At 67.7% G+C, this 5,565-nt stretch carries 9 protein-coding genes; 3 read left to right on the forward strand and 6 right to left on the reverse strand.

Annotated elements, in window-relative coordinates:
- Window positions 1-179 precede the first annotated feature (179 nt).
- On the reverse strand, window positions 180-617 hold the full coding sequence (locus tag GJ693_RS13390; protein WP_156256784.1) for a YcgN family cysteine cluster protein: 438 nt from the start codon (window positions 615-617) through the stop codon (window positions 180-182).
- Window positions 607-1,224 carry an SCO family protein gene (locus tag GJ693_RS13395; protein ID WP_156256785.1) on the reverse strand — a complete coding sequence of 206 codons (618 nt, stop codon included), beginning with the start codon at window positions 1,222-1,224 and terminating at the stop codon, window positions 607-609. Before GJ693_RS13395 ends, GJ693_RS13390 begins: the two co-directional genes overlap by 11 nt.
- Before the next feature lie 109 nt (window positions 1,225-1,333).
- Here GJ693_RS13395 and GJ693_RS13400 point away from each other — a divergent pair, with 109 nt between their 5' ends.
- From GJ693_RS13400 to GJ693_RS13410, 3 genes are read left to right on the forward strand one after another with little or no spacing between them, the layout of a single operon-like run.
- Entirely contained in the window at window positions 1,334-1,903 is a 570-nt protein-coding gene (locus tag GJ693_RS13400; RefSeq protein ID WP_235902908.1) for an ankyrin repeat domain-containing protein, read from the forward strand.
- Window positions 1,904-1,950: 47 nt separating this feature from the next.
- Window positions 1,951-3,243 (forward strand): ActS/PrrB/RegB family redox-sensitive histidine kinase, encoded by a 1,293-nt coding sequence (locus GJ693_RS13405; protein WP_156256786.1) that lies wholly within the window; start codon window positions 1,951-1,953, stop codon window positions 3,241-3,243.
- Between the two features lie 2 nt (window positions 3,244-3,245).
- Window positions 3,246-3,791 (forward strand): ActR/PrrA/RegA family redox response regulator transcription factor, encoded by a 546-nt coding sequence (locus GJ693_RS13410; RefSeq protein ID WP_328598840.1) that lies wholly within the window; start codon window positions 3,246-3,248, stop codon window positions 3,789-3,791.
- 2 nt (window positions 3,792-3,793) lie between these two features.
- On the opposite strand, the gene GJ693_RS13415 is transcribed toward GJ693_RS13410, so the two are convergent.
- The 4 genes from GJ693_RS13415 to GJ693_RS13430 form a co-directional block, all read right to left on the reverse strand.
- Entirely contained in the window at window positions 3,794-4,258 is a 465-nt protein-coding gene (locus GJ693_RS13415; RefSeq protein WP_156256788.1) for an MmcB family DNA repair protein, read from the reverse strand.
- Between the two features lie 54 nt (window positions 4,259-4,312).
- Complete coding sequence (locus tag GJ693_RS13420; protein ID WP_156256789.1) at window positions 4,313-4,888, reverse strand: cell wall hydrolase; 576 nt, start codon at window positions 4,886-4,888, stop codon at window positions 4,313-4,315.
- Between the two features lie 33 nt (window positions 4,889-4,921).
- Window positions 4,922-5,260, reverse strand: a complete 339-nt coding sequence (locus GJ693_RS13425; RefSeq protein WP_235902906.1) for a DUF1491 family protein — start codon at window positions 5,258-5,260, stop codon at window positions 4,922-4,924.
- 1 nt (window position 5,261) lies between these two features.
- Window positions 5,262-5,565: PTS sugar transporter subunit IIA (locus GJ693_RS13430; protein WP_197042193.1), on the reverse strand; the 304-nt coding region annotated here is incomplete at its 5' end.

The following is a 5,565-nucleotide window of genomic DNA, read 5'->3' on the forward strand; positions in this document are numbered from 1 at the left end:
CTGCTGCCTCGCCGCCGCGCGCCGGCAGGCTGATCTCGATGCGGCCGCTGATCGCGCTGGCCCTGAGCCGCACACCGCGGGCCGCCGGCCGCCTTGTGGCGACCACGGCCACGACGCGGCCATTGATCAGCAGCTCGTTGGGCAAGGCAGGGCGGCGCCAGCGCAGCATCGGTGCAAGTTCACAGCGGCTTGTCGATGATATGGTCTTCAAGATCGCCGGCGTGATCCTCGCTGATCACCCGGCCGGCCACCGACTGGCGGGCGCGATGGATGGACTCGCGATCGCCGGTGAGCAGGTGATGCCATTCCGCCAGCCCCTGGCCGCGATGCACGCGCAGATAAGAACAGCTTTCCGGCAGCCAATCGAGATCATCGAGCCGGGCCGGGGTAAGGCGCACGCATTCGGGCACCAGCGCCTTGCGGTTGCGGTAATCGCTGCAGCGCGCCGTGCGTGTATCGAGCAGGCGGCAGCAGACATTGGTGGGGAAGACCTCGCCGGTTTCCTCATCTTCCAGCTTGTGCACGCAGCATTTGCCGCAGCCATCGCACAGGCTTTCCCATTGTTCCCGGCTCATGCGGTGAAAGGGCGTGGTTTCCCAGAATCGATCAACCGACATGGGTGGCCAGCATCTGCGTGATCGCCTGTGCAGTGAGCCCCTGGTGGGGCAGGAAGGCGATGGGGCGGCCATCGGGGCCGTAAAGATAGACCATCGCGCTGTGGTCCATCAGATAATTTTCAGCATCGCCGGTGTCCATGCGCCTTGCATAGACGCCATAGGCCCTGGTGACAGCACTGATCTGCGCCGGCGTGCCGGTGAGGCCGACCAGCCGGGGGTGGAAGGCGGCCACGAAGGGCTTCAGCGCCGCTGGCGTGTCGCGCTGGGGATCAATGGTGATGAAGATCGGTGCGACCTTGGCGCCGAGCGCCGGTGACTGCGCCTCGAACGCCTTCAGCCCACGGCCCACCAGCGCCAGATCGGTGGGGCAGACATCGGGGCAAAAGCCATAGCCGAAATAGATGAGGCGGTAGCGGCCGGCAAAATCCGTGTCGCGGACCGTCTTGCCGTCCTGGTTGGTCAGGCTGAAAGGTCCGCCCAGGCTGGCACCGGCAAGATTGCCGGGGGGCGCCTGCGGGGTGGCAAAGCGCATCCAGCCGAGACCGGCGGCGAGCAGCACCGCCACGCCCAGCACCAGCCACAGTCGCAGATTCTTGGCGCTGTTCATGGACGGTTCTTGTGGCTATGCGCTATCATGGCCCCATGGGCATAAGGGAAAAGGTGGCGGCTTGTCGATGATGTGCCAGGGACTCTTTCAGCGCCTGCTCGTGGCCGCGATGCTGGTGGCCGTGGCATTCGGCTCCAGCCCGGCCGCAGCGCAATTTTCCGACAGCTATAATTTCATCAAGGCGGTGAAGGATCGGGACGTCAACAAGGCGATCGAGCTGGCCGACAAGCCGGGCACCACGGTCGTCAACGTGCGCGATTCCGATACGGGTGAAGCTGCGGTTCACATCGTCACCCGGCGCGGCGACCTGGGCTGGCTCGGCCTGCTCTACCAGAAGGGCGCCAACCTCAACGTCAAGGATCGGGATGGCAACACGCCGCTGATCCTGGCGGCGATCGGCCGCTGGAGCGAGGGCGCGGTCACGCTGATCCGGCTGAAGGCACAGGTGAATGCACAGAACCGGCTGGGCGAAACCGCGGTGCTCAAGGCCGTCCAGGCGCGCGATCTCACATTGGTCAAGGCGCTGATCGACGCCGGCGCCAACCCCGACATTGCCGACAACAGCGGGATTTCCGCGCGCATTGCCGCCGACAATGATCCGCGCGCCACCAGCATCGCGAAGCTGCTGAAGGACGTGCCGGTGAAGGCGACCGGCAAGATCCAGGGGCCGTCGCTCTGACAATGCGCCGCATCGGCGCGCTGCGCCTGGGCGTCTAGGCCGTGTCCATGGAACGGCCATCCATTGCGGCTTCGGCCTTTGATCGCCCTGGCGTGCGCGTCCGCACGCTTGCCGGCATCCGCTGGATTGCGATCCTCGGGCAGTTCACCACCCTGCTCGTGGTTGGGCTGTGGTTCGGCTATCCGCTGCCATGGGGATCGCTGCTGGCCGCGGTTGGCGCCTCCGTCATCCTCAACTTCGGCCTTTCGACCCTGTACGAACGCACGGACAGGATGACCGGCCGCGAGCTGGCGCTGCACCTGTCGTTCGATCTCATCCAGGCCGGCGTGCTCTTGTTCCTGACCGGTGGCCTGGCCAATCCCTTTTCTCTGCTGCTGATCGTGCCGGTGACCATCGCTGCGACCCTGCTCACCGCCCGCGAGATGGCGCCGCTGCTGGCGCTGACGCTTGGCGTGCTGGTGGTGATCTGGCTGTGGGCGCAGCCGCTGCCGTGGAGCGGGCCGCCGCCGAGCTTCCCGCTGGTCTATCGCGTTGGCGATCTGATCGCCTACGGCCTCGCCATCGGATTCCTCGCCGTCTATCTGTGGATGGTCTCGGCCGAAGCGCGTGACCGGGCGCGGGCGCTCGTGGCCACCGAAGCCGCGCTGACCCGCGAAGCGCGCATGAACGCGCTGGGCAGTCTGGCGGCCGCGGCCGCGCACGAACTGGGCGGGCCGCTGGGCTCCATCAGCCTGATCGCCCACAGCCTGGAAGAGGAGCTGGGCGACGATCCCGATTTCGGCGAGGACATCCGCCTGCTTGCGGCCGAAGCCGCGCGCAGCCGGCGCATCATGAAGGAACTTTCGACGCGGGCCGAGGCGGAGGATCCCTTTGCCATCCTGACGCTCGACCTGTTGCTGCACGAGGTGGCGGAAAGCGTGAAGCCGGCGCGGGTGCCGGTGAAAGTGGCGGTCGCCAGCCCGCAGCCGCTGGTCCAGCGCTCGCCAGAGTTGCTGCACGCGCTCAACAATCTTGTTTCCAATGCCGTGCGTCACGCCGGCACCGAAGTTCGTATGGAAACCATCGTCACCCCGTCGGAAATCCGGGTGGCGGTGCTGGATGATGGTTTCGGCTTTCCGCCCGACCTGCTGCCGCGGCTGGGTGAGCCGATGCTGGGGCCGACGCGATCGAAATCGGATTCGACCGGGTTGGGGGTGTTCATCGCCACCACCCTGATTGAACGCACCGGCGGGCGGTTGGCCTTTTCCAACCGGCCGGAAGGCGGCGCCCGGGTGGACGTGCGCTGGCCAAGGGAAGAGTTTGAGGTTAATGACCCCGAGGGGCAGGAACAGGAGCAATGACGATGGCGAGTGCGCCCGAAACCGAAGGCCGGCCGCTGCTGCTGGTGGATGACGATGCCCCGTTCCGGCAGCGGCTTTCCGTGCTGCTGGCGCGCAAGGGCTTTGCCGTCACCTCCGTTGGCAGCCTGCAGGAAGCCCGCGTAGAGGCCGCCCGGCTGAAGCCCGGCCATGCCGTGGTGGACATGCGCCTGGAAGACGGCAACGGCCTCGACCTCGTCACCGAACTCAGGGCCATGAGCCCGGACGTGCGCATCGTCATGCTGACCGGTTATGGCAATCTTGCCACCGCGGTTGCCGCCGTGAAGGCCGGTGCCATCGATTATCTGGCCAAGCCGGCCGACCCGGAAGACATCGTGCGGGCGCTTTCGGCTGATGGCAGCGCCCGCCCCGAGGCACCGCCGGAGCCGATGTCCGCCGATCGCGTGCGCTGGGAGCATATCCAGCGCGTTTATGAGCTGTGCGATCGCAACGTTTCGGAAACCGCGCGGCGGCTGAAGATGCATCGGCGCACGCTGCAGCGGATTCTGGCCAAGCGTTCGCCGAAATAACGCTAATCCAGCCCGATCAGCCCGCTTTCCGGATCGACAACCCCCAGCCAGCGGTGGGCCGCGCGGCGGGCGAGGCCCAGTGTGATAGCCTTGCGCCGTGCTGCGTTGAGCGTGCGCCACGGGGCGTCGCGCAGTGCTTCGGCGTCGAAGCGGTCAGCAACAATGAGGCCCGTCTCGTCGGGCCGGAAAGCCGGCGTGTGCAGGTCATCGAGCGGTAGGCCCGCTGGCACCGCCCAGAAGAAGCGATCGCAATGATCAAGATACTCCGGCCATTTGCGGTCACCGCGCAGGTCTGACAGGCTGATCTTGATCTCCACCAGGGTCAGCCGGCCGGCAGCATCCACCCCCAGGATATCGGCACGGCGGCCGCCGGCGAGCGGCACCTCGGCGAGCGGGCTCACCCCGGCGCGCAGCAGCCAGCGACAGGTGCCGCGCAGCACATCGGTTGCGGTGAGATCATGCGCCATGGCGCAAGTCTGGCGGAACAAGGGGGGAACGGCAAGCCCCACAGGGCTGGTGAGTCAGCGATAGAAGACGTGGTTGCCGATCTTCGCGACGCGGGTCAGGCGCCAGCCGGGATTGAGGCGGGCGGCATGGAAGCTGTGGGCGCCTTCCGCCATGTCGTGCCACAGGCCGGCCGCAGCGATACGGGCGACGGCGAGCGCGGTGGCAAAGGTCGCGGTCGAGCGCTGGACCCGGGCCGAAACGAAGTTGAACTGGCGCGGGGCGTGGATGACGCCGCAAATGCCCTTGCCCCAGCGGCCCGACTTGGCGCGGTTGACGACGGCCTGGGCGACAGCGAGCTGGCCTTCCAGCGCCTCACCGCGGCTTTCGAACCAGACGGCGGTGGCCAGGCAATCAAGTTCGGTGTCGGACGCGGCCACCGCCGGAGCAGCCGGAACCGTGGCGACCATACGAACCAGCGCCGGCAGGCCGGCGGCGTCGGGCGTCGCCACCTCGGCCATCACCCGGTCGTCTTCGCCGGGCAGCACCGGCAGGCTGGTGTCAGCCGCTGCCGGGCTGGCAATGGCGAACAGCAGCAGCGCCGCGATGTGCGCGCCGCCCTTTTTCGCCCAAATGATTGCCCCACGAACCATGAGCAGTGTTCAAGCGCAGCAGCACCTGGTCAATCAACCGCCGTCCAGCATTTCGGCGACGAACTGCCCTGCCTGCGGGATATCCAGTTCAATCACCCACAGATCAGGGTCGCGGCGGCGCGCCTTTTCGATCCAGGCCGCCACTGCATCACCCCTGGCCAGTTCGGCAAACTCATAACGGCCGCCCGCACCCAGCACGGCGGCGCGCAGGGCTTCTTCGCCGGATTCGCGGGTCACGACGGCAATGGCGCCAGCCTCGTCATCGCCGCGGGCCAACACGGTGCCGAAGCCGCCGGCGCTGCTCACACGCCGGATGAGCGCATCGACCCGCACCCGGCTGGCCAGCCGGGGCAGAGGCGCATCATCGGGCACGTCAGGCGGCGACGCTGGTTTCGCTGGCGAGCACGGCCAGCATCTCGCCGGCATCGCGGGCGCCGCGCAGCGCTGGCAACGTGGCGGGATCACGCAACGACCGGCTGATGCGGGCCAGCGCCTTCAGGTGATCGGCGCCCGCCCCTTCCGGCGACAGCAGCAGCACCAGCACGTCAACCGGTTCGCCATCGATGGCGCCCCAGTCGATCGGCTGCGGCAGCCGCGCCACCAGCGCGGCACAGCGGGCCAAGCCGGGCAATCGCGCGTGCGGAATGGCCGCGCCGCCGCCAAAGCCGGTCGGCCCC

The organism is Sandarakinorhabdus oryzae, assembly GCF_009733735.1.
Classification (GTDB): Bacteria; Pseudomonadota; Alphaproteobacteria; order Sphingomonadales; family Sphingomonadaceae; genus Sandarakinorhabdus; species Sandarakinorhabdus oryzae.